General features: G+C 52.5%; 20 protein-coding genes and 1 pseudogene. 10 read left to right on the top strand and 11 right to left on the bottom strand.

Annotated features, from left to right (window positions below):
• Positions 1–37 precede the first annotated feature (37 nt).
• Both B0B12_RS02310 and B0B12_RS02305 read right to left on the bottom strand, forming a co-directional pair.
• Complete coding sequence (locus B0B12_RS02310; RefSeq protein ID WP_076667600.1) at positions 38–307, bottom strand: hypothetical protein; 270 nt, start codon at positions 305–307, stop codon at positions 38–40.
• Between the two features lie 211 nt (positions 308–518).
• The gene (locus B0B12_RS02305; protein WP_076665884.1) at positions 519–950 is read right to left on the bottom strand and encodes a hypothetical protein; all 432 of its coding nucleotides are present in this window, start codon (positions 948–950) and stop codon (positions 519–521) included.
• 299 nt (positions 951–1,249) lie between these two features.
• Between B0B12_RS02305 and B0B12_RS02300 the strand changes: the two genes are divergently transcribed.
• The 3 genes from B0B12_RS02300 (at position 1,250) to B0B12_RS02290 (ending at position 5,208) form a co-directional block, all read left to right on the top strand.
• Positions 1,250–1,510, top strand: a complete 261-nt coding sequence (locus B0B12_RS02300) for a hypothetical protein (RefSeq protein WP_076665883.1) — start codon at positions 1,250–1,252, stop codon at positions 1,508–1,510.
• Between the two features lie 351 nt (positions 1,511–1,861).
• Positions 1,862–4,297, top strand: a complete 2,436-nt coding sequence (locus tag B0B12_RS02295; RefSeq protein ID WP_076665882.1) for a TonB-dependent receptor — start codon at positions 1,862–1,864, stop codon at positions 4,295–4,297.
• Positions 4,298–4,437: 140 nt separating this feature from the next.
• Complete coding sequence (locus B0B12_RS02290) at positions 4,438–5,208, top strand: metallophosphoesterase family protein (RefSeq protein ID WP_244554565.1); 771 nt, start codon at positions 4,438–4,440, stop codon at positions 5,206–5,208.
• A gap of 73 nt (positions 5,209–5,281) precedes the next feature.
• Here the strand turns inward: B0B12_RS02290 and B0B12_RS02285 are convergent.
• Positions 5,282–6,817 (bottom strand): annotated as a pseudogene (locus B0B12_RS02285) (SulP family inorganic anion transporter).
• A gap of 91 nt (positions 6,818–6,908) precedes the next feature.
• Here B0B12_RS02285 and B0B12_RS02280 point away from each other — a divergent pair.
• Together B0B12_RS02280 and mscL are read left to right on the top strand one after the other, a co-directional pair.
• Positions 6,909–7,145, top strand: coding sequence for a hypothetical protein (locus B0B12_RS02280; protein ID WP_076665881.1), 237 nt, complete (start codon positions 6,909–6,911; stop codon positions 7,143–7,145).
• Positions 7,146–7,419: 274 nt separating this feature from the next.
• Entirely contained in the window at positions 7,420–7,854 is a 435-nt protein-coding gene (gene mscL, locus B0B12_RS02275; RefSeq protein ID WP_212564602.1) for a large conductance mechanosensitive channel protein MscL, read from the top strand.
• Between the two features lie 744 nt (positions 7,855–8,598).
• Here mscL and B0B12_RS02270 read toward each other — a convergent pair.
• The 3 genes from B0B12_RS02270 to B0B12_RS02260 form a co-directional block, all read right to left on the bottom strand.
• Positions 8,599–9,366 carry a creatininase family protein gene (locus tag B0B12_RS02270; RefSeq protein ID WP_076665880.1) on the bottom strand — a complete coding sequence of 256 codons (768 nt, stop codon included), beginning with the start codon at positions 9,364–9,366 and terminating at the stop codon, positions 8,599–8,601.
• A 201-nt stretch (positions 9,367–9,567) separates the two neighbouring features.
• A complete protein-coding gene (locus B0B12_RS02265) occupies positions 9,568–9,963 on the bottom strand; it encodes a hypothetical protein (protein ID WP_076665879.1) in 396 nt (131 codons plus the stop codon).
• A 52-nt stretch (positions 9,964–10,015) separates the two neighbouring features.
• On the bottom strand, positions 10,016–10,417 hold the full coding sequence (locus B0B12_RS02260) for a hypothetical protein (RefSeq protein WP_076665878.1): 402 nt from the start codon (positions 10,415–10,417) through the stop codon (positions 10,016–10,018).
• A 261-nt stretch (positions 10,418–10,678) separates the two neighbouring features.
• Between B0B12_RS02260 and B0B12_RS02255 the strand changes: the two genes are divergently transcribed.
• A complete protein-coding gene (locus tag B0B12_RS02255) occupies positions 10,679–11,086 on the top strand; it encodes a hypothetical protein (RefSeq protein ID WP_076665877.1) in 408 nt (135 codons plus the stop codon).
• 294 nt (positions 11,087–11,380) lie between these two features.
• On the opposite strand, the gene B0B12_RS02250 is transcribed toward B0B12_RS02255, so the two are convergent.
• The 3 genes from B0B12_RS02250 to B0B12_RS02240 form a co-directional block, all read right to left on the bottom strand.
• Positions 11,381–11,821, bottom strand: a complete 441-nt coding sequence (locus B0B12_RS02250; protein WP_139337752.1) for a hypothetical protein — start codon at positions 11,819–11,821, stop codon at positions 11,381–11,383.
• A gap of 269 nt (positions 11,822–12,090) precedes the next feature.
• Positions 12,091–12,879, bottom strand: a complete 789-nt coding sequence (locus B0B12_RS20540) for a TaqI-like C-terminal specificity domain-containing protein (RefSeq protein WP_076665875.1) — start codon at positions 12,877–12,879, stop codon at positions 12,091–12,093.
• Complete coding sequence (locus tag B0B12_RS02240; protein ID WP_076665874.1) at positions 12,839–16,072, bottom strand: DUF7149 domain-containing protein; 3,234 nt, start codon at positions 16,070–16,072, stop codon at positions 12,839–12,841. Before B0B12_RS02240 ends, B0B12_RS20540 begins: the two co-directional genes overlap by 41 nt.
• Positions 16,073–16,413: 341 nt before the next feature.
• Between B0B12_RS02240 and B0B12_RS02235 the strand changes: the two genes are divergently transcribed.
• The 3 genes from B0B12_RS02235 to B0B12_RS02225 all read left to right on the top strand — a co-directional run bounded on the left by B0B12_RS02235 (position 16,414) and on the right by B0B12_RS02225 (position 20,800).
• Positions 16,414–17,898 carry a S8 family peptidase gene (locus B0B12_RS02235; protein ID WP_076665873.1) on the top strand — a complete coding sequence of 495 codons (1,485 nt, stop codon included), beginning with the start codon at positions 16,414–16,416 and terminating at the stop codon, positions 17,896–17,898.
• Between the two features lie 294 nt (positions 17,899–18,192).
• Positions 18,193–20,412 (top strand): PAS domain-containing sensor histidine kinase, encoded by a 2,220-nt coding sequence (locus B0B12_RS02230; protein WP_076665872.1) that lies wholly within the window; start codon positions 18,193–18,195, stop codon positions 20,410–20,412.
• Positions 20,402–20,800, top strand: coding sequence for a response regulator (locus B0B12_RS02225; RefSeq protein WP_170871803.1), 399 nt, complete (start codon positions 20,402–20,404; stop codon positions 20,798–20,800). The genes B0B12_RS02230 and B0B12_RS02225 overlap by 11 nt, the downstream gene beginning before the upstream one ends.
• Here B0B12_RS02225 and B0B12_RS02220 read toward each other — a convergent pair.
• Positions 20,797–21,876 carry a PAS domain-containing sensor histidine kinase gene (locus tag B0B12_RS02220; protein ID WP_076665870.1) on the bottom strand — a complete coding sequence of 360 codons (1,080 nt, stop codon included), beginning with the start codon at positions 21,874–21,876 and terminating at the stop codon, positions 20,797–20,799. The genes B0B12_RS02225 and B0B12_RS02220 overlap by 4 nt on opposite strands.
• Positions 21,877–22,158: 282 nt before the next feature.
• On the bottom strand, positions 22,159–24,090 hold the full coding sequence (locus B0B12_RS02215) for an ABC-F family ATP-binding cassette domain-containing protein (protein WP_076667594.1): 1,932 nt from the start codon (positions 24,088–24,090) through the stop codon (positions 22,159–22,161).
• A 218-nt stretch (positions 24,091–24,308) separates the two neighbouring features.
• Between B0B12_RS02215 and B0B12_RS02210 the strand changes: the two genes are divergently transcribed.
• Positions 24,309–24,860 carry a 2'-5' RNA ligase family protein gene (locus tag B0B12_RS02210; RefSeq protein WP_076665869.1) on the top strand — a complete coding sequence of 184 codons (552 nt, stop codon included), beginning with the start codon at positions 24,309–24,311 and terminating at the stop codon, positions 24,858–24,860.
• Positions 24,861–25,099 lie beyond the last annotated feature (239 nt).

Genomic DNA, 25,099 nt, shown 5'->3' with positions numbered 1-25,099 from the left:
TTAAGCAGAGGGCTTTTTCTATCGCTATGGGAATAGACTATTTCAAAGTGTCCAGCAGCATTCTGGATTTCACACGAAGAGCGAACCACTCATACCTATTTTTGAGTCGCTCAAAGTGAAGGCCTTCCACAATGCCGTTTACGCTTGCTTCCTGTAGTGCAGTGGCCAGCACATTATTTTCGATCTGAAAATTTTCGTACACCAGGCCCTCTTTTATAAAAGAACATTCGACCTTCTCCTCCCGGTCTTTCAAAACAAGGGTGTTGCTGTGCCGGAGTGCTTTCTGGATTCTTTCAAGCTCTTTCATAGTCATGTATTTGTACAAAGTATTATAACTTATTAGCAAATCTAATACATGAACTATTCGCAAAAGGTTCATGAATATTTCAGGTTATTACAGCTTTTTTTCAATTATTTTTAAAAATCAGGCAAAATAGTCCACAATGGAGCACCCATTGAAGCGCTATACCTGAATATTAATATGATTTACTGATTGTAGATGGGAATAAAGCCTTTTGTTAAGAAGCGTTTCGGAATAATCCTTCGCAGGGATCGTTGTCTGAAACGAGCCAGTGCTTTGCGGCGCTCGAATCACTAAATTGCGCGATTTGCAAGTTGATATTGGACACATTGAGCAAACCATCACGCACTCTTTCCACCGCCACTTCCAGGAAAAGATCATCGGGCAGCACAACAGCCAGTTTACGTAACTTGGTGTGTGGCAGGCTTTGAGTCAGTAAGTCCAGCGTCCAGTTCTGGTCACGCATATCAGGCGACGTCATGCGGCTGAAGTCCACCAACCAACCCATTGCATTACTTTTATGGAGTTGTTTGCAAGTATCCACCAGCGCCTGCCGATACTCTGCACTGTTACCCACTCGCAGCCATCGGCTTGAAATGAAGTCCTGTGCCGGGTTATAGGATAGCTTAAAATAAGGCGGAGATTTCATTTCCTAATTTCAGTCAATAATTTAGCAATATAGTTATATAACGAACAAATACCCGTGGCTGTTGTACGAATTATGTGAAAATCCTAAATTTTCACCCCAACTAACTGTATCTCAATGCGAACGCAAAATATAACTGGGCCTTCACACTAAAAAACGGACGTTTACCTCTTTTAAAAGGCCCTTGACGAAATAAGTGATAAGGGTCATTTTTTCTAATGAAGGCTAGTGGTAGTTTTAATCTTTCATCGTGGAATTATTCAGTATTAAAAAGCATTACAACAGGATAGAAGCGGTAGGAAATGGAAAATTTAAGACGTGCTCTGGCCGAGGAAACGGGCAGGAAAGTGAAAAGGAAAAGCGTGCGGAAGTGTTTCTTAAGTGCCTATAGTTACCTCCTCTATCAGGATACGGTCAGCCTGCTAGAGACACTGGATTATAGAAGCTCTTTGGGAAAAGAAGAGCGGAAGCGTGAGCGTTATTTCGTTTTTCGCTATATGCTGCGGCTGATCAAAAACAAGCACCCCAAACAGTATAATCAGCTTTGCGCGGTGCCAAACTAAGCTACAGCATCCCTCCTTCTGTCCTCTCATGAAATTTCCTCCTGTTTGCCGTTCCCGGCAGACAGGAGTTTTTTATTCCATAGTTTCTAAATTAGATAACCCATACCCGGAGGCAACCTTTCCCGGGCGCACCTCATCTATTAGCAAAACCCGTAGCGATGGCGGCTCCCCTCCGCCCAGCTGCTTTCATCGAATTCTCTGAAACCGACTTTCCGTTCGTCGGAATTCTAGCGCGATTGACGGATTATCTGAGGCTATTCATATAAAATTCCAAACAGTACCTTGCAATACAAAGTACTATACAATAGCTTTGCATCATCCTATTACAATACACGCTAACAAAGTAATTCTATGAAAAAGTTATTCTATTTACTCGCGCTCGTTCTGCTAAGCACTCTGTCACACAACACCTTAGCCCAACAGGAAGGTTGGCTGACAGGCCAGGTACTGGACGAAAAAGGACAAGGCCTCGGATTTGTGAATGTGGCGGTGGTCTCCTCCTCCACTAACGCCGTGGTGACAGGCGCCATTGCAGAAATGGAGGGTGCTTTCCGCATCAAGACGCCGGTCAAAGGTAGTTATAAGCTAAAGCTAAGCGGCCTGGGCTACCTGCCACTGGTAACGGAGACTTTTGAAGTGACCGGACCAGACTTCAACCGCGACTTCGGCAAGCTGCAACTGAAGCCGGACGTGAAAACCCTGAAAGAGGTGACGATCCAGACCATGCGCCCCACCATTACGAACGACGCCGAAAAGATGGTGGTGAGCGTAGAGGGCACCGGACTGGCACAGGGCAGCACAGCCTATGAGGTACTGGAAAAATCGCCGGGTGTGTGGATCGACCAGGACGGCAACATCACCCTGAACGGTAAACCCGGTGTACAGGTCATGATCAACGGCAAGCAGTCGTACCTTTCTGGCAAGCAGTTGCAGAACCTGTTGCAGGGCATGTCCGCCGAGAACCTGAAAGACCTGGAGATCATCACCAACCCATCGGCCCGCTACGATGCGGAAGGCGCCTCCGGCATCATCAACATCAACCTGAAAAAGAACGAGGCTTACGGCATGAACGGAAACGTATACGTGGGCTACCAGTACAACCGCATGAGCTCCTTCAACTCAGGCTTCGACCTGAACCACAAGAGCGGCAGATGGAACACCACAGCCGGTGTGGACTTCTCGCGCCGCAAGAGCTTCCGCGACATGGAGATGGAACGTATTTTCAATGATCCGGAGGGCCGCAGCTACTTCGACCAGGTGGGCATTGAGGAGCGGGAGCGCATCAACCCGACCCTGCGCCTGGGCACTGACTACGAAATCAACGAGCGCCACAGCGTGGGCTTCATGAGCAACCTGTTCTACAACGCCAACGAGGGCATCTTCAACACCGAGTCTGACCTGCGCCGCCCGGTAGCCGCCGACAGCCGCCACATTTCGGCCACCAACGAGCACGAAAGCACATACCGCAACGGTACCTTCAACCTGCACTACAACGGCAAGCTCGATACAGTGGGCACCACCCTGTCAGCAGACGTGGACTATGCCCGCATCACCGACGAGACGGACTTTGTGTTCAAGAACAGACAGTTTGTGCTGGGTACAAATGAACTGGTTAGCCAGGAGCACCTGACCAGCTACAACCCGACCGGTTACGACATCCTGGCCGCCAAAGTAGACTTCGGGAAGAAACTGGGTCAGGATGGCAAGCTGGAACTGGGCGCCAAGGCCAGCCACGTGGTGTCTGACAACGAGCTGCTCTTCTACGAGATCACGGACGGCCGACAGGTGCTGGACCCACGCCGCACCAGTCACTTTGTGTACACCGAGAACATCTACGCGGGCTATGCCAACTACTCAACCAAGCTGAGCGACACCTGGAAAGTGATGGCCGGACTTCGCGCCGAGCATACTTCTTCGGAGGGTAACTCCATCACGCTGAAGGATATCACCAAGCGCAACTACCTGGACCTGTTCCCCAGCCTGTTCCTGCAGCAGAAGGTGAGCGACAACTACCAGGTAAGCTATAAGTACAGCCGCCGCATCAACCGCCCGTACTACAGCCAGCTGAATCCGTTCATTTTTTACCTCGATCCCTATACCTGGTCGCAGGGCTACCCGAACCTGAAGCCACAGTACACCAACTCATTTGAGGTGACGCAGACGCTGAAGGAGAAATACAACCTGATGGCCGGCTACTCCATCACCACCGATTTCATTGGTGAAATCCCGACCTACAACAGCGAAGACAACACCACGGTGTTTGGTCAGCGCAACATCGAGAGCTACAAGAACCTATATACCACCTTGGTGGCGCCGGTAAGGGTTTCCGGAAAATGGGAGATGAACAACACGGCCACCCTTGCCTACCAGCGCTATACCAAGGAAGTGAATGCGCAGGACGTGGTGAACGACGAAGTGCTGTTCTTTGTGCAGTCGAACCAGAACATCCAATTGCCGAAGAACGTCCGCATGGAGCTGAACGCTGGCTTCCAGGGACCTGCCGTGTACGGCCTCTACGAGATCCAAAGCCAGTGGTGGCTCGATGCGGGCCTGAAGCGCACCTTCCTGGACGACCGTCTGACGCTCTCCCTGAACGCGACCGACATCTTCAAGACACGTGTGCTGAAAGTAAAAACCCACCTGGAAGGAAACCTCAACGCCATCGACCAGTACCAGGGCACCCAGAGCATCCGCATTAACCTGCGCTACAATTTTGCCAAAGGAAAAGACTTTGAAACGAAGAAGCGCAACACCAACGTGGAAGAGATCAACAGAACCGGAAATTAGATAGATAGTACTTGTTAGCTTACTCAGCCCCCGCCCCACCGAGAGCGGGGGCTGTTTCTTTTTCGGGGCAGGTATCGGCGCTCTTCCCATCCTGAAGCAGGTTTGGCACGTAGTATTACATTCCATAAAAATGAAACACGATGCAAGACGCGAATAACACGATGCAGGACGCGAATACTGAACCTAAAAAACTACGCATTGCGGCCGTAGGCGATATACACGTACACGAGCAGGATACCGGCAAGTGGGTCGACTTTTTCAGGCAGGTGTCGGAGGAGGCGGATGTGCTGCTGCTCTGCGGCGACCTGACCGACACGGGCCGCGAAAGCGAAGCTGAGGTGCTGGCCGGGGAACTCAGGGCCTGCTCTATACCTGTGCTGGCCGTACTCGGCAACCACGATTACGACCACGACCAGGTGAAGAAACTACGTAAGATCTTCGCCCAGACCAACCTGCAGCTGCTCGACGGCGACTTTACCGTAATCGAGCATGTAGGCTTTACCGGGGTGAAGGGCTTTGGCGGCGGCTTCGACAGGTATATGCTGGGCATGTTCGGCGAGCAACTCAACAAGGATTTTGTGCAGGAAGCCGTGACGGAGGCCCTGAAGCTGGACGCCGCCCTCTCGCAACTCGACAGCCAGCACAGCGAGTTGAAAAAGATCGTGCTGCTGCACTATGCGCCCATCCGGGCCACGGTGGAGGGCGAGCCGGAGGCCATCCATGCCTTCCTGGGCTGCTCCCGCCTCGAAGAACCACTCAATCGCCGCAACGTGCTGGCCACCTTCCACGGACACGCCCACGTGGGTACGCTGGAGGGCGAAACCAGCACCGGGGTGAAGGTCTTCAACGTTTCGGTTCCCGTGCTGCAGAAATCGGGCTACGAGAAGCCTTTCTTCCTGTATGAGGTATAGCCGACAGAAAACGCAGGTATACTAAAAAAGGAGGCGCTACGTGCCTCCTTTTTCAGGTATAGAACATCCTCCCTTAGGACAGCTTGTCCGAGAGCACGGCATAGTGCGGGTCTTCCATGATATTCACTTCAACGAAGCTTTCGGCATTGGCCAGCAGACGGCGGCAGTCTTCGCTCAGGTGACGCAGGTGCAGTTTCTTTCCGGCTGCCTGGTATTTTCCTGTCAGTTTATTCAGTGTCTCTATACCGGAGTGGTCCACCACACGCGACTCTTTGAAATCGATCACCACTTCTTCCGGGTCGTTGGTCACATCAAACTTCTCCAGGAACGTGGCAGTAGAGCCAAAGAAAAGCGGCCCGTAAATCTTGTAGTGCTTCACACCGTTTTCATCCACGCGCTTGCGGGCACGGATGCGCACGGCACTGTCCCAGGCAAATACCAGCGCGGCGATAATCACACCGATCAGCACGGCAATGGCCAGGTCGAAGATCACGGTCAGGACGGTGACGGCCACCATGACTAGGGCGTCGGATTTGGGTATGCGGCGCAGCACTTTAAAACTGGCCCACTCAAAAGTACCGATCGCCACCATGAACATCAGGCCCACCAGCGCCGCCATCGGCACCATCTCAATAAAAGTGGACAGAAACAGGATGAAGACCAGCAGCATCACCGCCGCCGTGATGCCTGACAGACGCGTACGCCCGCCCGAACTCACGTTGATGATACTCTGCCCGATCATGGCGCAACCACCCATCGTGCCGAAGAAACCGCCTATCACGTTGGCCGCTCCTTGCGCAATGGATTCCTGATTGCCGCGTCCGCGGGTGTCCGTCAGTTGGTCTACAATGGTCAGGGTCAGCAGCGACTCCAGCAGGCCTATACCTGCCAGGATGAGCGAGTAGGGAAAAATAATGTAGAGTGTCTCCAGCGTGAAGGGAACCATCGGGATGCTGAAGGTGGGCAAGCCGCCGCCTACCGAAGCAACGTCCCCCACTGTTTTGGTATCCAGGCCGAAACCGATCACCAGGGCCGACACGATGACAATGGCCGTTAGGGCGGCAGGCAGTTTTTTGGTGATCTTGGGCAGGAAGAACATGATGGCTATGGTCAGCAGCACCAGGGCTCCCATCACGTACAGGGCCTCGCCCTACATCCAGCTGGCGCCTCCTCCCTCCGCGGCAGGCACTTTGAACTGTCCAAACTGCGACAGGAAAATGACGATGGCCAGGCCGTTCACAAATCCGTAGATGACGGGCTCCGGTACCAACCGGATGAATTTACCGAGCTTAAGAACACCGAAAAGGATCTGGAGCACGCCCATCAGCACGACCGCCGCAAACAGGTACTCTACGCCGTGGGAAGAAACAAGCGAGACCATGACCACAGCCAGTGCACCCGTAGCACCGGAAATCATGCCGGGACGGCCACCAAAAACGGCCGTAATGAGGCAAACGATGAAGGCGGCGTATAAACCAACAAGCGGCTCAACGCCGGCTACAAAAGCAAAGGCCACAGCCTCCGGTACCAATGCCAGCGCCACCGTGAGCCCCGCCAGAATCTCATTCCTGAAATTGATCTCCTTCAGGGAGATAGGTGCATAAATCATAAATGTATTTTGTTAGAAAAGATGTGTAAAAGCAACAAAGAACTGCCGCAGCCCGAAAGTGGCGGCGTGGTTATACCATAACCAAAATAAATTGGAGAAGAACAGCTCAGGCCAGAGATGGCCTGCCGTTAAAATCGAGTTAAATCAATCTGGCGTATTGCCGGCGGTATGTAAGAATGTTGCTCTCATGGAGGCTGCAAATTTAGAAAGTTTAATTTTTATAATTACAAAAAACGAAACAGTTTTAAAGGACTCGCCGATGGCGCTTGCCCATGCCGGTGCGATTATTACCACGAGCCAGGTCGATTCTGATCGGCCTTGCCCCTAAGCAGCTATCATCAGGCATGAGCACCGCATCCGGCTACCCGACCGAGCTCGACAAATAGCTGGCGTGACCCAAATGATTTAAGCTTGCACACTCACAAAAAGGCCGCAATGAAAAGCGGATGCTATACTTTGCTTTAGGTATAGCATCCGCTTTTTACACTCTAGTGCGTCCGGATAAATACTTAAAAGTGGGGACTTGCTTTATAAAATCAAATGAATATATTTACATATCAAAAGCAACTGTTCCATCTTCTCACTTTAAAAAATTCAGGCTCATGGGCATGATGAAAGAATTCAAAGAGTTTGCCATGCGTGGCAACGTAATGGACCTGGCCATTGGTATCATCATTGGTGGTGCCTTTAGCGGTCTTGTTAACTCCGTGGTAAACGACGTGGTGATGCCTGTGGTAGGCCTTGCTGTCGGAGACATGGATTTCTCCAACCTTTACGTTCCGCTCTCGAGTGCCGTACCTCAAGGCTTAGCGCTGGAAGAGGCCCGCAAGTTGGGCGCTGTGTTAGCCTGGGGTAATTTTATAACCGTAGTGCTCAATTTCCTTATCCTGGCCTTCATCATTTTCATGATTGTGAAGGGCATCAATAAGTTGAAGCGTAAAAAAGTGGAAGCACCATCTGTGCCGCCAGCACCAACCAAAGAAGAGGTACTCCTCACCGAAATGCGCGACGCCCTGCGCACCATCGCTGCGAAATAATATTTTTTAGAGATAAAGAAATCATGCTGTGGGATGTCCTTTGGGCTCTTGCAGCATGGTTTTTTTGTTTATGGTTGAAGGGCTCAAACCTCGCGGTGTGCGCAGCTCCCGCGAGAGTCTCAATCGACTGCTGTAGCTATACCTATATCTGGCGTGGTAACGGTCTTCCTATACCTTGAGCTATTTTGCTTTGTAGCTTCGCCTGTGCGGCGGGCACTCACTTTTTGTCTTGACACAAAAAGTAAGCAAAAAAGTCAAGACCCTCCAAACTCGCTGACCGCTCAGACAGTGGAGCGTCGTAAAGTGCACCTGGCCAATGCTGTCTGTTTCATAGTTGGAGGGGCAAGTTAGCCTTGTTATACCTGTCAGTGGTCAGTGTGGCCTTTACGACAGAGCTTATACCTTAGGTATAGCTGCAACAGAAAAGTCCCCCTTCGAAGGGGGCAGGGGGATGACAGTTTCCAATAGTTATACCTTTGCTACAAAGCTTATACCTTAAAGCTGGCAGTTGCTGAGATTCCCCTCTAAGGAGGGGCAGGGGTGGGTTAATCGTGCACCTAAATCCTGAAAATCCTTGGGGAAGGGGCCCTATATTAAGATTCAGATAAGTATACCTGCACACACCTGGACAGGTCTCGACCTGCTCCTACGGAAACTGCCCTGCTGCGTAGCACCTCAACGTTACGTTATAACGTCGCTACAACCCTAACACCAGAACTCGCAAACTCATAAACTCTCAAACTCCTAAACTCGATTATACCTGTCATCCGGATCGATTGTGGCTAGTTCCTGCAGGAGTTGGGCGATGTTGCGGGTGGTGGCTTCGAAGAAGGCTTTGCCTTTGGCGGGGGTGGCGGCTACGGGGTTGCCGATGCCCGTGTCGTCGCTCACTTGCGACCACAGGCGCTCTGACCAGGCCCAGCCTTCGCGTATACCTGTCAGCTTGGATTTGTACTCTTTCCCCTCCCCTGCCTCGCTCAACGGCAATACCAGGTCGGGGCGCAGGTGCTGCATGATGCTGGTTTCCATTTCGTCGGCGTGGTCGCCGGGGCTGTCGAAATAGGCTTTGCGGTCGGCGGCCAGGAACCAGTTACAGGTCAGCAGAAACATCGCCGGGAACTTCAGGCCCAGCTCGCGCAGCATAGGTTTAAAATCGTTGCCGCCGTGGCTGTTGAGCACCAGCAGTTTGCGGATGCCCTGGCGGTTGAGCACCTCCACGATGTCGCGGAGGATGGCCAGTTGCGTGCTGGGGTTCAGGTTGATGTCGAGGGTGATGTCGGCCTGGCCGGTGTTTACGCCAAACGGGATCACCGGCAACACGGTCACCTTCGCTCCTGCTTCCCAGGCCAGTCGGGCCGCTTCGGCAGCCACGGCCTCGGCCTCGTAGTTGTCGGTGCCATAGGGCATGTGGTAATTGTGGGCTTCGGTGGCTCCCCAGGGCAGTATGGCTACCTCCACCTGCTGGTCTTTGATAGCTTTCCAGTTCGATTCGGCAAGGATGTATGGACGCATATTTTAAGTTTAGGAGTTTAGGAGTTGGAGAGTTAAAAGTTCGAAAGTTCGAAAGTTATGGTATACGAAGTAATGGTATTAGTTTATGGTAAATGCCTATTCCTGTACCTTGGGTAATTAAAAATGGGTCCGGACTCTCCAACTGGCAATCTCCTAACGCTATAATTCCTAAACCCTCAAACTCCCAAACTCCTAAACTCTTCAACTTTCAATCAGCCAGTTGATGGCTTCTTCTTTGCTGGCAAAGCTGCGGTAGGCGATGGAACCGATCACCAGGGCGGCGGCATTGGAGGAAATGGCTTCGCGCCTTAGGTCCGTGGTTTGCAGCTTGGCAAATTTTTGCAGACGGGTGGTGGCCAGTTGCAGCGCCAGTTGGTTGACCACGTTGGTATACTCCTCCATCGGCACGGTTACCTGCGACTGCCGGGTGTCGGCAAGGATGCGTTTGATATCGTAGCTGCGTACCGCCTCTAGCACCTCATCGATGATGTAGCTTACCTCCGGCAAGGTATAATCGTGCATGTTGGGCCAATCCACAAACAGGATGTCGTGGGTGGGGTTATAGTCGAGCTTCAGAAATTTGTTGGGAATGATCATCTTGCATCAGTAAGTAAGCGAGCGTTCAGGGAGTTGGGCAGAGGTGAGAGGATCAGGCCAGGAGCCAGTTGCGGGCCTCGCCGTAGAACTCAAACTCCATGAAGCTGTAGGAAAGCTGGCTGTGATCGAAGTCCCGGAACATGTTTTCGGAGCTGATGCGGGCCGAGATGTCGGTTGATCGGACGCGGGCCACTTTCTCCAGTTGCCTGGCCTCCTCAATGAACAGGGGCACCCACTCCTCTGTCGTCCACTGCTGGTCCGAGAGGCGCACTACCCGCGCCTGACGGGAGTCTTCGAGCCAATGGTTGATCTCATACTTCCGCAGCGCCTCTATGAATTGTAGCATGGCCTCGCGGTAGGCTGCGCTGGAGGTATAGGCCAGCCAGGTGATTTCGAGCAGTTTTTCCGCTTCGTAATAGGCAATGCTGATATGGTCTTTTTTATATAGGATCATTGCAATCTAGTCTAAAGGGCCAGGTATAGTCACCTCTCCCGGCGGTCAGCCAATTCTTTAAATTGTGCCACAATGGTGTTCTGCCCTAGCTATTTCGACAAGGATTTGCAAGAAAGGACTTCCGGTTTTAAAATCAAAGCGGCCGCAGGAATTTAGTATAAATTTGTGATATTCCTCTACTATAGCTTGGTTAGGCAAGTGTTGCTTTGTATATTAATGCGCTTTTCTATTGGGAGATTCCTCTAACACCGCTTCTGAAACATGATACTTTTGCAAAACAGCATTTTGCGACTGGAATACGACCCTGCTACCGACATCCTGCAGGTGCGCTACCCCGACCTGCAGCGCTACCACATGGCGGAGATCAGGCACAGCCTGCAAATTATGGTGCAGACCATCCGGAACTACGATGTGCGCAAACTCCTGCTCGATGCCCGCACGACGGCCGTTGAGATTGACGAGGAAGAGAACCGGCAGCTCACGCTGGACTTGACGGCCATGCTGTCGAAGACGCGGCTGATGAAGGTGGCCCGTGTGCAGCCCTTCGACCCGCAAAGCGAGGCACGTGCCCAGCAAAACATCGAAGCGGCCCGCAAGGCCGGCGTCTTAACCTACGACGTGGCCACCTTCACGTCGCCTGTCGCTGCCCTCAATTGGCTGAAGAATTGACAAAGGTATAGGCATAAAAAAAGCGGCCCCGGTCGTTCACCCCCGGAGCCGCTTATACTTATCACAAAATGAGCTTTCGCTTAGCTGTCTATATATACGCTCGCCTATATTAAAAAGTTGTTATCTTTTTCAATTTTATTTTTCGGAAGCGTATTTAGCAGTCCCGGGCCTCGCGGCGTGCGCAGTTCCCGCGAGCGTCTCACCCAATAGCCTTAGCTATACCTATACTTGGTTTTTCACGGCCGGTCGCTTAGACGCTCGCGGGTCTGTAAGTGGGCAATCTATTTCGGAAATTTAATTTTCAAGTACCTCCGCCTCCCTTATATTGCGATTGAGCTCGTAGGTCATGAAATAGTAGTAAAAGGCTGCCTGTTGCTGTTGACTGAGCGGCGTGGATCCCATCAGTATGCCGCCTATTTCGTCGGCGTCTATACCTAGCTGCTTGCTTAGATCATTGCGCGACAACTTATACACTTCTTTGCGTTCTGCTATCCATTGGAGGTCGATGGCATCAAAATCCGGTTTGAAGGAAAGCGTTACATAATGTATCCTATACCTGTTCCCAAGTGGCTCGAACAAAACCCTGGCCCTTCTGATTAGTTCCGATTGGCTGAGCAACCAGTTATTTTTCAGGTTCGCCTGCTCTACCCGCACACGCAAAATGTCTTCCTTGAGATCCAGTATATCGACTGCTATACCTGTATAGGCCAGCAGCTTGTCCCGGCGTAGCCTCATGTCGTCTTGTACAGACTTTCCGACTGGTAATATATCTAGGTTCCTCATTTCAGTATTTTGATGGTTGTGCCGTCTGGCTGTTTGTGGTAGGGACAGGTCGCGACCTTTCCGAATCGTGCACTGGTTTTGACTGCCGGGCTATACCTGTTGCAGTGCTACAATGCGTATTCTTCTTGCATACTGCTTCGTGTGTTGGCCTATCGCGCGGACAGGTCACGACCTGTCCCTACGAAGGATGCTATACCTAACGACGGCAGGTATAGGTATAGCTACCGCAGTTGGGTGAGACGCTCGCGGGAGTTGCGCACGCCGCGAGGTCCGGGGTCGGCCGCTTCGTAATCCTCCCGACTCAGGCCAAAACCCGGGTCCACGAGCAGCACTTCGTCGTAGGTGAGGTCGTAGAGGCGGTATACCTGCAGGTCGATCTCGGCTTCCAGCGCCGCCGTGTCCGCCCCCGCATCGGCCTGCTTCGCCGCCAGCACCTGCTCTACCATAGCCCGTATACCTGCTTTCGTTTCTTCATCGGCTTGGGCGATGGGGAGCTTGATAACATATTGTGAGAAGAATCTTAAGTACCCACCTCTAACTGCCGCTGATGTTTCTCTATAGAAATATAATATTAATTTACTGGCTAGTAGAGCTAAAATGAAGTCATCATCACAAGAAATGAAATAACAGGTATTAGTTAAGTACCAACCACCGGACCTATCAATTGTAAAATCCCCTTTAAGCGATATATCTGGATAAATAATTTTCGGTTTTTCAAATTCATTATAATAAGCAACATTGTCTTGTATTTCATACCAATCGTAAGAGCCCTCTTTTCTGCCTTCCCATTTTGAATCTGCCCAATCTTTAGGTTTAGGCATTAACCTATTTTTGAAGTTTATTAGATGATTCAGAATAGCTGGATAATTCTCAATCTCTATACCTCTTCTCGTAAAAATCAAATACTTATCAGACTTCGGCGGCTGATATCGCTTCACATCACGCCCTGCCAAAAACGGCTTGATCACCTCAGCACTTCTCGGGTCTTCGGCAATCAGGTGTGGCTTCATCTATCACAAAGGCTTCGTTATACCCTGTTTTGATGCCGTAGTAAATTTTCCCCTCCACATACTCGCCGAGCGGTATACCTGTGTTTTTGAGTTTTTCGAGGAGTTGCTGCGAGTTGTTGTCCGAAAGCGTCCAACCGGAGTCGGGCAGCTGCCTGGCTTTCACCCAGTAGCCGTTGTCCTGCAAATATTCCGACAGACCGTGCTCAAAATCGAGGGTGTCTATACCTGCGGCCTGCAAGGTATAGTCCTCGTCGTCGGGCGCAGTTTTGGTAATCGACACGATGAGCGGGTAAGTCGTGGCTTCTTCAAACACCGGCTGGTCGCCGAAGTCGAGGAGCTGCTGCAAGGTATAGCTCTGCACCCAGCCCCTAAGCGCCTGCCCATACCCGGCCCGCATCCACTTGTTGGGCACAATGTAGCTGAACTGCCCGCCCTCGCGCAACAGGTCGATGCCCCGCTCCACAAAGTACACATACAGGTCGGCGGTGCCGGCGTAGGTCGCAAAGTGTTTTTTCAGGTATAGCTTAAAGTCGCCGAGCTCTTCCTGTCGGATGTAGGGCGGGTTGCCGATCACCACATCAAAACCGAGGTAATTGCCCATCTCATCCAGCACTTCCGGAAACTCGAAACGCCACTCAAAAGCGCCCTCGTATACCTTGTTCGTCTCGATCTGCTCGCGCTCGGTTTCCAGTTTCTGCAGTTCTTTTTTAAGCGCGGCGAGTTTGGCTTTGTCCACCTTCACGGCCCCAAACAGGTCGGGGTCCTGAATGGCGGCAATGGTGCCGCGCAGTTTGGCCATGCGCTGACGCAGCGGGTCGTTGTTGGCCAGCGTGGTCCGGAAGCCCTGCCGGAGTTCCTCCAGAAACTGCTCCAACTCCTTCTTCTTTTGCTTCGAATTGGTGTGCTTGTATTCGGCCACGGCCTCGCGGTAGGCCTGCAGACTGTGCCCCTTCCTCCCGAACGCCTCCTGCAGGTCGGCCGTCAGCGGGTAGCGGCTCAGCAGCGAGTTGCCCTGCTTGATGTTGATGTCGATGTTGGGTAGCGTCTGCAGTTCGCTATACCTGCCCTTCGCCCCGTCGGCTATACCTGTGCCAAAGCCCTCGCGCATACCCGGCGCATCGGCATAACAAACCGGACTGCTGGTTTCAGGTATAGCGTCGGTGCTGAGGTAATACGCATTCTTAAGCAGCTCGATCCAGAGGCGCAGGCGGCAGATCTTGACAGAGTTCGGGTTGATGTCGACCCCGAAGAGGCAGTTCTCGATGATGGTCTGCTTTTCGTGGAAGAGCGTTTCCTGAATTTCCTGCAGCTGCGGGTTGATGGTGCGGCTGCCGTCCGGCTGCTGGTGCACGGTATAGCTGAAGAGCTCGCCATACTGGTCCGTCACGATGAGTTCGTCGTTCTGCACCTCAATGCTGCCCGCCCGCAGTGGTTTGCCCTGCCGGTTCAGCAGCAGGCCCAGCTCCCACTTGATCACGATGAGCTCGTTGAGGGCGCTCACCAGGTAATGGCCCGAGCCCACCGCCGGGTCGCAGATGCGGAGGCTGTTGAGGATGCGGTTGCCCTCCAGCGCCAGTTCGGGGTTAAGTTTACGGTCCAGCTGAAACCGGAGCGTCGCAAAGTCCTGCAGCTCCCAACTGAAGGCCTCGTTGAAGCGCTCTACCACCGCCCGGCGTATGGCCTCGCGGCTCATGTACATCGTAATGAAGCCGGGGGTATAGAAAGAACCGTCGCGGTAGCCGTTTATTTTCTCGAAGATCAGCCCCAGCACCGAGGCCGTGATCAGCGTCTTGTTTTCTTCCTGAATCTCTTCCCTGCCCTCGGCCCCGAAGTCGTAGCTGCCAAGAAAGCGCAGCAAATACTCGAGCGTCGGCAGTTTGCCCTGGCTCTTGCCCAGCGGTTTGCCCTGCTGATTGCGCAGCACGCTTTGCGGGTATACGGTCAGCAGGCTGCGGTCCTTCAGGTTAGAGATGCGGAGCGTGCGTTTCTCCAGCGCCGTGGTCTCGAACAGCGAGGAGTTCAGGTATGGGATGTGGGCGAATTTCTGGCGCACGTTGGCGGTGCGGTTTGCGGGCCGCTCGGCCAGCACGTCAAAAAAGAGCTCGTTCAGGTCGTCGAACTCGCGCAGGTGCTCGGTGCTCATAAAGGCATAGCGGCGGTCGCCCTGGTGGTAGCTGATGAGCTGCGCCTCCAACAGTTTGAGGAAGAGGATGCGGTTCATCCAGGTGATGCACAGCTCCAGCGCCACGTTAAACAGCTGCTCCTCGCGCGTGTTGCCAAAGGCATAGGGCTTGTCGAGGCCCGAGATCAGGTCTTCGGAGCGCAGCTTCTGGTAGGCCGCCTCCAGCAGCGAACCGGCGCTGGGTTTGGCTTTGCGCCGGATGAGTTTGCGGCCTCCCTCCTTCACTTCCTCCAACCCGATAATGTGCAGCAGCTCCAGGTAAAAGTCGCGGTCCAGGGAGTTGGCGTCGGTCGCAAAGGACTCTTTGAGCAGGTGAGGCGGCGAGAACAATTTGTAGAGCTGCACCAGCTTCACGTCGTCGCGCAGGTCACGGTTGCGCAGCGCCTTTTCGCTGTCGCGCAGGTCAAACCAGGTATAGTTGATCGTGTCGGTGAGGTTGGCAATGGCCGGCGCGGCTATCTGCTTGTAAAAGAAATCGGTGCCGCTGCTCGACTTGCGGCCTTCGCTCCAGTCGGTAAAATCTTTGCGCAGCTGGCTGTTGCGGTAAAACACACGGTCGAACTCCAGGGCATCGAACACAAACCACTCGTGCACATCCGTCACGATGAGGTGGCGCAGGTCGTGGTTCTGGTGCTGCACCCGCTCCTGCAGGTAGTAGAGCAGCAGTTCGTGCACGGCCTTGTAGTTCAGGTTGTCGGTGGTGGGCATGTCGGCCCGGTTGCCGGGGCGCTTTACCTCCAGCAGCACCGCCGCCGTGCTCTTGGTCGTCGGCCCGGTATGGATCACCAGATCCGTGCGCCCCTTGGTGTTGATGCCGTAGCCCCCGTAAAAGGCCGCCTTCAGAAAATCGCGCAAATGGTTTTTGGCATGCTCCTCGGTTTCGTGCGGGTTAATGCTGTCGAGGAGCGTGCAGAGCGCCGCCTTAAAGCGCTCCATGTCGTTGCGGGCTGTTTTCTGGCGCAGGTAGGCTTTGTTCAGGGCTTGTCGGGGACGGAGGGTGTTGTGCTGCATGTAATAGGCTTGCTTTCTACTACAAGTTACTCAAAACGCTGGAAATACCTACAAAAACGGCTACAACCACGCTAAAAGTAAAATACGCTATATATAATTTTATAAATATAATTAAATTTAAAATAAATATAACACTAATTACCTCACTTCCGTATTGTTAAAATCTAATAAAAATAACACCTGATAAATCATTGGCTTCTTAATATTCCAACAGCGAAACTGACCCTTTTGGTGCCTTCTAAGGATTTCGAAAGGAAGGAATAGCTGCTAATCATAGCGGGTCTGTCTGTACAGGTCATTGCGTAGTGTCATCACCTATTTCTAACCATAAAACCTTTACCATGTCGAACAAACTATTTACCCGCAACAACCTGCTCGCAGCGGCGGCTTTTGCCTTTTTAGGCTTAACAGGCTGTAATCCTGAAGAAGACGTAAATCCTGATGGCGCGCTGAATGCCTCCACTGTAAATGCAGCCAAAGGAGAAGCCGGCAATGTCAAAATGCTCACTGGACACTACATTCTGGTTGGCTCTACAGAGCAACTTCCTGCCGGCCTAGCCAAGCAAATAGCCGATATGGGAGGCGAACTTACTTCCTCCATCGACGAACTGGGCATCGCGACAGCAAGCTCCGCCGATCCTTCCTTTGCCGCGAGAGCAAGCAAAATAAGTGGTCTTCGTTCTGTAGTCAGAGACCTTGAAGTGCAGTGGTATAATCCGGAAGCCATCAAGACCGTTGAGGTGGATGAAAATGCCGTGACCGCTACCGCAAATTCCAACCGTTACTTCGATTTCCTTTGGGGTCATCAGGCCGTTAAAGCACCGCAAGCCTGGGCCGCAGGCGTTAGAGGAGCTGGTGTGCGGGTAGCAGTGCTCGACGGTGGTTTCGACTTCACCCACCCGGATTTAAGGGCTAACATTGATTTGGATGCCAGCGCAAGTTATGTGCCTGGTGAGTCACGCCAATTCAACCCACTTATCGCTGGCAGAACCTTCAGCCACGGCACGCACGTTGCAGGCACTATTGCCGCTCTCGACAATACGATCGGGTCAGTAGGCGTCGCGCCAGATGCCCAACTCGTGCTTGTAAAAGTACTCGGCGACCGTGGAACAGGGCAATTCTCCTGGATAATCAACGGCATCTACCATGCAGCAGCTTCCAATGTGGACGTAATCAACATGAGCCTGGGTGCTACACTGCCACGTAATGGTCGCTTTCAGTTAGAAGACGGCAGCTGGGTGAACGATACAAAAGCCGTACAAGAACTGGTAATTGCCCTGAACAGAGCCACTGGCTACGCCACAAAACAGGGTGTTACGGTCATCTCCTCTGCCGGCAACGACGCCAACAACGGGAACACAGACAAGTCGATGATGAAAGTGCCTGCTTCCTGCACGGGCGTTATCTCCATTTCGTCCACAGGTCCTATGGGCTGGGCTACCAACATGCAAGCCGCTAACCTGGACCGTATCGCCTCTTACACCAACATTGGCACGCCGGATGTAACCTTTGCAGCACCAGGCGGTGACTTCGCCTATCCCGGCAACGAGACAACTATCGTATCAGGTATACTCAACCCGGTTTGGGCATTCGACATGGTGTTTAGCTTGTCAATGGGTGGCTATACCTGGTCAGCAGGTACCAGCATGGCCTCCCCCCACGCAGCTGGCGTGGCTGCCCTCATCATCAGCAAGAACGGTGGCAAAATGGACCCGGCTCATGTGCTGGCTAAACTACGCGCTACCGCCGATGACCTTGGCAAGCCGGGCCGCGACCCGTACTATGGCTATGGCCGTGTAAATGCCTTGCGTGCTGTAACAGAGTAAGTTATACCTGCACTCATAACAAAAGCCGGACTGTCTCACGACAGCCCGGCTTTTGCTTTCTATATCGGTGCTATTTTAAAAAATCAGACCCTTACAATTATCCAACTTTATGCAGAAGGCAAACTCTTGATTTAGGCTCTTCACACCAGTTAATTTCAGCCTATTGTGCCAATTATAGGATATTAAACAGCCATTTTTCTACATTTAGAATAATCTGCTAAATATTGCCTCAATAATGAACCCATATTGCGTAATTCCAATTACATTCAGGTTGTCTTTAGCCAAAGCACCTCTATGAAGGTAAATTTTACGCAGTCTGAGGAACTAGCCCTGACGCCGGATTTCTACAGCTCTATTGTACGCCACGGATCTGAGCTGATCACTGTCGTTAACTCAGATGGTATGTACCAATATGTTTCTGACTCGGCAGGTCCGGAGCTGGGGTATGCTCCAGAGGATCTGCTGGGTACCCATGTGCTCGATCTCATTCATCCGGATGATGTACCAACAATTGCCGAGGAGCTTTACAAACACACCAGCGGGCTTGCAAAGCAAATAACGTTGGCTCCTTTTCGTTTCAAAGCCCGGAACGGCGACTGGCGCTGGTTAAGCTGCGTATCTACCAACATGCTGCACAACCCGCATGTGCGGGGCATTGTCACCAATTCCCGTGATATTACCCCTAAAATGGAGGCGCTGCAGCAGAAAAAAGAAAGCCAGGCCTATTACAGAGCGCTCTTCTTCAACAATCCTGACCTTGTTTTCACGATTGCCCCCAATGGTCGTGTAGAGGCCTGCAACGATGCCGTTGTATCCCTGACCGGCTATACCCGGGAGGAATTTCCCGAGAGTAACTTTGCTGAATTTGTCCTGTCCGAAAGCCATGAAGCAACTTATGAGGCATTCAGGCAAGCACTGGCCGGACAGCCCTGCACGGTTGAAACCCGCATCCGGCACCGCAATGGCACAACGCGCCACTTGTCGGCAAGTCTGCTTCCGGTGATGCTGGAAGGTCGCGTACTGGCTGTGCAGTGCATTGCCAAAGACATCACCAGCGAAAAAGAAGCCAACCTGCTCGTGAAAGCACAGGCACAGAAGCTGCACAACATCCTGGAAGGCATGATAGAGGGCTTTTTTGCCTTGGACAGTAACTGGCACTACAGCTTCGGCAATTCGGTTTTCGCCAATTTCCTGAACCGCTCCCTCGACGACTTGATGAACCGTAACATCTGGGACGAGTACGCCATCCTGGAAGGCACTAAATTTCAGCGAAAGTGCTTTGAGGTAGCCGCCACCCGAGAACCGGCCCAGTTCGAAGATCAATTTGAAGCACTAGGCGTTATTTTGCGCTTCACGCTGAGTCCGTTTGCGGATGGCATCCTGGTCTCGTTTGTCGACATCACGGAGCAAGTAGCTGTGCAGGAGGAACTGCGCAAACTGTCGCTGGTGGCCAGCAAAACCACCAATGGCGTGATCATCACCAACAGCCAGCTCGAGATTGAATGGGTGAACGAGGCCTTCAGCAACGTAACCGGCTATACGCTGGAGGAAGTGGCTGGCCGGCGCCCCGGCGATCTACTAGCCACCGGCACAGACCCGCACGAACTCACCTGGATAAGAGAGCAGTTGATTCTGGGCCTGCCCATGCGGAAGGAAATGCGCAGCTACAAAAAGAACGGTGAGATACTCTGGTCCGACGTCACCATTTCACCGATTGCCAATGAGCAGGGCCAGGTCGAAAAGTACGTCTACATCCACACCGACATCACGGAGCGCAAGCTCGATCAGGAACAGTTGCTCAAAACAACCGAGCACCTCTACCATCAGAACCAGGACCTGCAGCAGTTCAACTACATTGTGTCGCACAACCTGCGCGCACCTGTAGCCAACCTGGTAGGCCTTTCGACAATACTCCAGAAGCTGGACCCTAACAGCAATCGCTTTGTGCAGGGCCTGCAAAACCTCGAAATATCCGCCCGCCGGCTCGACGATGTGATCAGTGATCTGAACAAAATACTGGCTGTGCGCTCCTCCAGCCTGCACGGCGCCCGCGAACTGGTTAGCCTGCCTGAGGTGGCCTCCGAAGTCGTACAAAGTCTGCAGCACCTGCTTACCCCTGTAAACGGACGCATTGTGCTGAACCTGGGGCAGGACGATGTGCTCTGGGCCAACCGTGCCTACGTCTACAGCATTCTGCACAACCTGATCTCAAATGCAATTAAGTATAAATCTGCGCACCGCGACTTACTTATTGAGCTAAGTAGCGTAAGGAAAGAAGACAGTCTGCTACTACGTGTAAAGGACAATGGCAGTGGAATGGACCTGGAATCCGTAAGGCCCCATCTGTTCCAACTCTATAAGCGCTTCCATACTGGGTCCGATGGCAAGGGCATCGGGCTATACCTAGTGAAAATGCAAATGAACGCCATTGGAGGAGAGATCGAGGTAGACAGTGAACCGGAACAGGGAACAACCTTCACCTTACACTTTAAGCATGCAGCCTATGATCAGTAAGGTCTTTGTAATTGACGACGACGAGATCAGTGTCTACCTGACCTCGCTGGTGCTGGAGGAAGCTGTGTTTGCAAGGGAAATCTATACCTACTCCTCGGCAGACGAGGCCCTTGCCAACCTGTCTTTAACAGAGGATGCCCCCCTACCCGACCTTATCCTGCTCGACCTCAACATGCCCATTAAAAGCGGCTGGGATTTTCTGGACACACTGCGTCCGTACGAAAATGACTTGAAGGGAAAGCTGGATGTTTTCATCCTGACCTCTTCCATCGCTGACAGCGACAAAGACCGGTCCCGCACTTATCCGCTGGTGCGCGGTTTCCTGCACAAACCGCTGGACGAAGCAAGCCTGGCCCACATCCGACACACGCGTACTTATCGCTCTTAAGCCCCGTACTTAGGCAGCCTGATCGTGAAGCTGGTGCCTTCCTGTTCCTGGCTCTGCACGCTGATGGTACCACCGTGCAGCCTTACCAGTTCAAATACAATGGCTAGCCCAAGTCCACGCGATTCTTCTCCGTTGAGTCCTTGTCTGGAGGCGATGCTGCGCCGCTCAAATACTTTAGGGAGCAGGTGCTCAGGTATGCCGATGCCACTGTCGCTGTGTTCGAGCACAGCCCACTCGCCGTCCTGATAAGCCTGGATCGTGATGGTGCCGGTGGATGGAGTGAACTTGATAGAGTTCGAGATCAGGTTATTCAGTATCTGTGAGAATTTTATCAGGTCGAGCTCTACCATCAGTGGCTCTTCCGGTAGTTGCAGCACAAATTGCTGCTGCACCATCTGGCCTTTTTGGTAAAACTCCACCACGTCCCGCACCTGCTCGCTCATATTCACGCGGCTCTTGTTCACGTATACCTCCGGCGACTTCAGGTGCTCTTCGTTGAGCAGGTCCTGTATCAGGTTCGTGCACTGCACGCAGGCCTTCTCGATGATGTCGGTATAGTGGGCCAACTCTTCCTTTTTGTTATCCTGAATATCCTGGCGAAGCAGGGTGGTTACGCTTTTTACGATGGCCAGCGGACCCCGCAGGTCGTGCATCACCATCTCAAGGGCGCTGTTCTTTCGCTGTCCGAACTCTGCCAGGTAATTGATGAACTCCTGCTGTTGGGTCACGTTCTCGGCCATACCTGCCAGGGCCACTACCTGCTGGTCGCCGTCAAAGATGGGGTAGGCGAGGCAGCGCATGTAGCGCTTCAATCCACGTTGCTCAATGCGCGCAATCTGGTCCACGTGCTCTCCCTTTAGCAGTTTTTTCCAGCACCGGGCCAGGGCTGGGCGGTCCTCATCTACGACTGAGTCAAGCAGCCGCTGCGGTAGCTCCTGTCCTTGCGATGCCGTTATCTCCCAGATCTCGTAAAAAGCGGGGGATAAATAGTCGAACTTATGTTCTGTCAGATTGTACTGAAATAAAACTTTGGGACTTTGCTGTCCTATCTGGTGAAGTATGTCTGGTTGGTTCATAGTTTGGTACTAGTAGCGCTGTTTTAGATACGGCGCAGCAGGCGGTATGTTAATAAAGGCGCATAAAGTGCGCTTTTCTGCCTGTTTTGACTGGCCATACCTGGCGCGTGTTGTCCCCAAAAGATCGGACGTGAAATTGACTTTTGGGAATCAGTCAAGGGCATTATTTTGTACAAAAAAAGCAGCAAGCCCTTGGCTTGCTGCTTCCATCATACATCATATCGCTTTATCTGATATTGATCAGTCCTCAAACTGGTTTATAACCGAAACGCTATACCTGACCTAGCTCTTCAGCTGTTCCTCCAGCTCCTCTGCCTCCAGCATCAGGTTCTCCCACTTTCCGTTAACGGCGTTCAGCTCCTTTTGCACCGCCTCAAACTTCTGCGAAGTTTCTTGTAACAGGTTCGGGTTGCCGTATACCTTGGGGTCCGCCAATTCAGTTTCGTGTTTGGCAAGTTCCTGCTCCAGTTGCTGTACCTGCTTTTCGATCTCGCTTATCTGCCGGTTCACCTGTTTGAGCTGGTTATTAAGGGCGTTGTACTCGCTGTTGTCGCGCTTCGGCTTTGGCTCATCCTTTTTGGGGGTTGGGGCAGCGGCGGCCTCGCGTTTGGTTTCCTTCTCGCGCTTCTCCTGGAAGGCCTCGTACTCGTGGTAAGTACCCGGATATTCCTTCAGTTGGTAGTCTTCGATGTACCAGATCTTGGTGGCCACGTTCTCCACAAAATAGCGGTCGTGCGAAATCACGATGAAGGTGCCCTCGTACTGCTCCAGCGCCTGGATCAGAATGTTCACCGACTGCATATCGAGGTGGTTGGTCGGTTCGTCGAGCATCAGGAAGTTGGCCTCCGAGATCAGCGTCTTGGCCAGCGCCACACGGCTCTTCTCCCCTCCTGACAGCACTTTGATCTTTTTAAACACATCGTCGCCGGTGAAAAGGAAGGAACCCAGCAAGGTGCGCAGCTCCACCTCCGTTTTGCCGGAGCCCGCCTGCTGCAGTTCCTGCAGAATCTCGTTTTCGACGTTCAGCGCTTCGAGCTGGTGTTGGGCGTAGAAGGACATGATCACGTTATGCCCCATCTCGCGCTTGCCCTGTATCGGTTCGGTGCCCGCTATGATGCGCAGCAGCGTGGACTTACCCTTGCCGTTGGCGCCGATCAGCGCTATTTTATCGCCACGCTCTACGTGCACGTTGGTATCGCGGAAGATCAGTTTGCTGCCGAAGCTCTTGCTCATGTGCTCGAGCCGGAAAATATGGCGGCCCGGCTGCACATTGAACCGGAAGCTGAAATTTACTTTTGCGGCTTCACCTGCCACCTCTTCGATGCGCTCCATGCGCTCGAGCTGCTTCATGCGGCTCTGGGCCTGCTTGGCTTTGGTGGCCTTGGCCTTGAAGCGCTCAATGAAGCGCTCGGTCTGTCGGATCTGGGCTTGCTGGTTTTCGTAAGCGCCTTTCTGTATCTCGTTGCGCAGAGCTTTTTCTTCTACATAAAAACTGTAATTGCCCGGGTATACGTTCAGCTTCGCACCCGATACCTCTACCGTGATGTTGGTCGTCTTGTCCAGGAACTCCCGGTCGTGCGACACGATCACCACAGCCCCTTCAAAGCGGTCGAGGTAGGATTCGAGCCACTTGATGGAAGGAAGGTCGAGGTGGTTGGTCGGTTCGTCTAGCAGCAGCAACGAAGGTTTCTGTAAGAGGATCTTGGCCAGCATCACGCGCATGCGCCAGCCACCCGAAAATGAGGCCAGCGGCTGCTTTAGCTCCTCGGTCGTAAAGCCAAGGCCCTCCAGGATCGACTCGGCCTCGGCCTGCATGGTATAGCCGCCCAGCGCCTCAAAGCGTTCCTGCAAAGCCGCCAGCTTGTCCACCAGCTTGTCATGAAAGTTGTTCTCGAACTCCACCAGCACCTGGTCAATTTCCTTCTGCAGTGAAATGGCCTCGTCAAACGCCTGCATGGCCACCGACAGGATGCTCTCGTGGGTTTCGTAGCTGAGCAGGTCCTGGTTCAGGAACCCGATGGTGGTGTCGCGGCTCATCTGGATGCTGCCGCCGTCAGGTTTGTACTCCCCTACAATGATGCGCAACAGCGTGGACTTGCCCGTACCATTCAGCCCGATCAGGGCGATCTTGTCTTTGGGTTTGATGTGCAGGTTGGCATCCTCGTACATGGGGCGGCTGCCAAAATGGAAGTTGAGGTTATTGATAGAAATCATAAATTCGGAAAGCTGAGTTGCAAAGGTACTTATTTTGGGAAACATCCCCAGCGGAAAGGCCCACAGACCAAAACCTGCCTTACACGTAGAATTAAACGTTGGCTATCGCAAAAAGCCCCGGACAGGCAAACATTATCATACCTGCCTCGTTCTATACTTTTGTGCTTTCCAGAAATTGTGCGCGAGACGTTGAGAACAGCAATAAAAAATAACCTTTTATGATCGCAGTTACATCCCTGCTCGACCCTTCCCATTCTGCACGTGTCACCGAACTGACCGAGTTACTCGACTCCCAATTCGGCCTTAATGAAGTAAAAATGACACCTTACCCGCACCTGACCCTGCTCACAGCCGAGATACCGGATATGGAAGAACTGCAGCAGTACCTGCAGGAAACCAGCCGTGAGACAGAGCCCTTTACGATCCGCACCACCGGCCTGGGTGTGTTTCCGGGAGAAAAACCCGTCATTTACATACCTGTGTTGCGCACGACCCCGCTCAATCAGCTACACGCCCGCCTGCACCGCGACATTTCGGAGATGAGCAGCGAAATGGGTGTTTATTACAACCCCAACATGTGGCTCCCGCACATTTCGCTGGCCCTCGGCGATACCAGCCCTGAATTGCTGGGCCCGGTCCTTACCTTTCTCTTCAACTACAATTTCAACTGGGAGATCACGATCGACAACCTGACGATCCTGCAGAAATGTGGCGACTACTACCTGAAAGAAGACGAGTACAGCTTTGGCCGAAAGGAACTTAGTCTGTAATTCGCGGGCAGCAGTTAAATATTCACCCATTAGAATCCTCCAAATTCTGTTTGCGCTATACCTGTGTTTTATCTAATCGAAGCACAGCTATACCTGTGTTAGCTATCCTTTTAATCACATTTTAATTCCATTTTAATCTTGTATAGATTCATTTTTTGCTAACCACTTAAAATGCTACCCCGTATGGTTGGATTGAATTCCGCACACGATTCTTTAAAGCTATACCTCACCTACATCCA

Source organism: Pontibacter indicus, assembly GCF_900156345.1.
Classification (GTDB): Bacteria; Bacteroidota; Bacteroidia; order Cytophagales; family Hymenobacteraceae; genus Pontibacter; species Pontibacter indicus.
This window is presented reverse-complemented; position numbering and strand designations above follow the sequence as displayed.

Coding starts and splice junctions, on each gene's coding strand:
- B0B12_RS02290 (WP_244554565.1), top strand. CDS start 4,438: ATGCAAGACGCGAATAACACGATGCAGGACGCGAATACTGAACCTAAA.
- B0B12_RS02295 (WP_076665882.1), top strand. CDS start 1,862: ATGAAAAAGTTATTCTATTTACTCGCGCTCGTTCTGCTAAGCACTCTG.
- mscL (WP_212564602.1), top strand. CDS start 7,420: ATGGGCATGATGAAAGAATTCAAAGAGTTTGCCATGCGTGGCAACGTA.
- B0B12_RS02230 (WP_076665872.1), top strand. CDS start 18,193: ATGAAGGTAAATTTTACGCAGTCTGAGGAACTAGCCCTGACGCCGGAT.
- B0B12_RS20540 (WP_076665875.1), bottom strand. CDS start 12,879: ATGAAGCCACACCTGATTGCCGAAGACCCGAGAAGTGCTGAGGTGATC.
- B0B12_RS02265 (WP_076665879.1), bottom strand. CDS start 9,963: ATGATCATTCCCAACAAATTTCTGAAGCTCGACTATAACCCCACCCAC.
- B0B12_RS02215 (WP_076667594.1), bottom strand. CDS start 24,090: ATGATTTCTATCAATAACCTCAACTTCCATTTTGGCAGCCGCCCCATG.
- B0B12_RS02310 (WP_076667600.1), bottom strand. CDS start 307: ATGAAAGAGCTTGAAAGAATCCAGAAAGCACTCCGGCACAGCAACACC.
- B0B12_RS02270 (WP_076665880.1), bottom strand. CDS start 9,366: ATGCGTCCATACATCCTTGCCGAATCGAACTGGAAAGCTATCAAAGAC.
- B0B12_RS02250 (WP_139337752.1), bottom strand. CDS start 11,821: ATGAGGCTACGCCGGGACAAGCTGCTGGCCTATACAGGTATAGCAGTC.
- B0B12_RS02260 (WP_076665878.1), bottom strand. CDS start 10,417: ATGATCCTATATAAAAAAGACCATATCAGCATTGCCTATTACGAAGCG.
- B0B12_RS02210 (WP_076665869.1), top strand. CDS start 24,309: ATGATCGCAGTTACATCCCTGCTCGACCCTTCCCATTCTGCACGTGTC.
- B0B12_RS02300 (WP_076665883.1), top strand. CDS start 1,250: ATGGAAAATTTAAGACGTGCTCTGGCCGAGGAAACGGGCAGGAAAGTG.
- B0B12_RS02305 (WP_076665884.1), bottom strand. CDS start 950: ATGAAATCTCCGCCTTATTTTAAGCTATCCTATAACCCGGCACAGGAC.
- B0B12_RS02225 (WP_170871803.1), top strand. CDS start 20,402: ATGATCAGTAAGGTCTTTGTAATTGACGACGACGAGATCAGTGTCTAC.
- B0B12_RS02220 (WP_076665870.1), bottom strand. CDS start 21,876: ATGAACCAACCAGACATACTTCACCAGATAGGACAGCAAAGTCCCAAA.
- B0B12_RS02255 (WP_076665877.1), top strand. CDS start 10,679: ATGATACTTTTGCAAAACAGCATTTTGCGACTGGAATACGACCCTGCT.
- B0B12_RS02240 (WP_076665874.1), bottom strand. CDS start 16,072: ATGCAGCACAACACCCTCCGTCCCCGACAAGCCCTGAACAAAGCCTAC.
- B0B12_RS02235 (WP_076665873.1), top strand. CDS start 16,414: ATGTCGAACAAACTATTTACCCGCAACAACCTGCTCGCAGCGGCGGCT.